This window comes from Gluconobacter sp. P5H9_a (assembly GCF_018812085.1).
Lineage (GTDB): Bacteria > Pseudomonadota > Alphaproteobacteria > Acetobacterales > Acetobacteraceae > Gluconobacter.
The window spans coordinates 1-2,063 of record NZ_JACRVW010000038.1 but is presented as its reverse complement, the minus strand read 5'-3'; the positions used below and the strand labels follow the sequence as shown (position 1 = coordinate 2,063).

General features: G+C 53.6%; 1 protein-coding gene. It reads right to left on the bottom strand.

Features of this window, described 5'->3' with window-relative positions:
* Nucleotides 1–2,063: efflux RND transporter permease subunit (locus KP708_RS15315; protein ID WP_215757227.1), on the bottom strand; the 2,063-nt coding region annotated here is incomplete at both ends.

Here is a 2,063-nt window from a genome sequence, read left to right as displayed (position 1 = left end):
GTAGTCTTCGACCTTCTGCGGGCCGCTTTCCCACGTACCTGAAGCAAAGGCATTGAACGGAACCATCGTGCCCGTCGTATTACGGACATACCAGCGGTTTAGATCTTCCGGCGTCATACGTGCCCAGGGTTCACCCTGGATATAGACCTGCTTCACACGGTCATCGCGCATGAACTGGTTGACGTAGATGGAGCCAAGAGCACCTTCCAGCGTCGTGTTGATGTCMGCGTTGGTCAGACCAAGTGCRTTYGCACGTTCACGGTTGATGTCCAGCTTGAACTGCGGCGCATCTTCCATACCAAGCGGACGAACAGCTGCCAGGCGGGGATTCTGTCCAGCTTCGCGCAGGATCTGGTTGCGCGCAGCCAATAGGGCATCGTGTCCTAAATGCCCTGTGTCTTCGAGTTCAAGATCAAACCCTGTTGCGTTCCCAAGTTCGAGGACAGCCGGTGGATTGACGGCAAAGATCATGGCTTCCGGATCTGATTGGAAATGCTTCATGATTTCGCCGGCTATTGCTGCCGTTGAGTTCTTCCAGCCTGACCTTTCATCCCAGGGCTTCATACGAATAAAGAAAGCCCCTGCATTTTGCCCTTGTCCTGCAAAATTAAACCCGTTCATCGACAGAACGGAATCTACAGTATTCCCGTAAGTTTTCAGAATATAGTCTGCAATCCTGCGGTTTACGGCTGCGGTCTGGGCATCTGTGGCACCCGCACGCATTGTTACCTGACCGAAAATCAGACCCTGATCTTCATCGGGCAGGAACCCACCAGGAATTTTCATGAAAAGGAAGATGACACCGGCTGTTGTGGCAATGAACACCCCCATGCTGATAAAAGCATGCCGTGTCAGCCACTTCACGCCACTCAGATAACCATTGGTCAGGCGATCGAAATTACGATTGAACCAGGCGGCAGGCCCATGCTCATGTCCCTTGTGGGTGGGCTTGAGCATCGACCCGCAAAGTGCCGGTGTCATGACCATGGCCACCAGAACAGACAACCACATGGCGGCAACAATGGTGATGGAGAACTGACGATAGATAATACCAGTAGAACCACTAAAGGCGGCCATCGGCAGGAACACAGCCGTCAGAACCAGCACGATACCGATCAGCGCACCGGAAATTTCGTCCATGGAAACGCGGGCGGCCTCCTTGGGAGAAAGCCCCCTGTCCGTCATGACACGTTCGACGTTTTCAACAACGACAATGGCATCATCCACGAGCAGACCAACAGCCAGAACCATAGCCAGCATGGTCAGCGTGTTGATGCTGTATCCCATCACGGACAGGAGCCCGAACGTGCCCAGAAGAACGACCGGCACAGCAATCGTCGGGATCAGCGTGGCGCGGAAATTCTGAAGGAAAATCAGCATCACGACGAAAACGAGCGCGATGGCTTCAATCAGTGTCTCAATGACCTCTCGGATCGACAAAGTAATGAATGGTTCCGTATCTAGCGGATAGACTGTTTTCAGACCGGGAGGGAAATAATGTGAAAGTTCCTTCAGCTTCGCCCGGACAGCATTTTCAACAACAATCTGGTTGGCGCCGGCTGCCAGTTTGAGAGCCAGGGCGGCGCCAGGATGGTTGTTGATAAGAGATGTCATGCTGTAGCTCTGTGCACCGAGCTCCACACGACCCACGTCCTTCAGGCGGACCTGACTGCCATCCTGCTGGACCTTGAGCAGGATCTTCTCGAACTGTTCAGGCGAACTCAGACGCGTCGGACCAATGACCGTCGCGTCAAATCCAATGCCCTTTTTGGCAGGCAAACCACCCAACTCACCGGATGACACCTGAATATTCTGGGTCTGAATGGCAGACTGCACGTCGCCGACCGTCAGGCCGTAATTGTAGAGTTTCGATGGGTCCATCCAGATACGCATCGCGTATTCGGACGCAAAGAGCGTATGATCGCCGACACCCGAAACCCGGGACAGTGGATCGGATATTGTAGAAGCCACATAGTCCGCAACATCCTGACCGGACATACTTCCGTCTTCGGAAATAAATCCAATCGCCATCATGAAGTTCTTGGTGGCCTTCGTAACGCTCA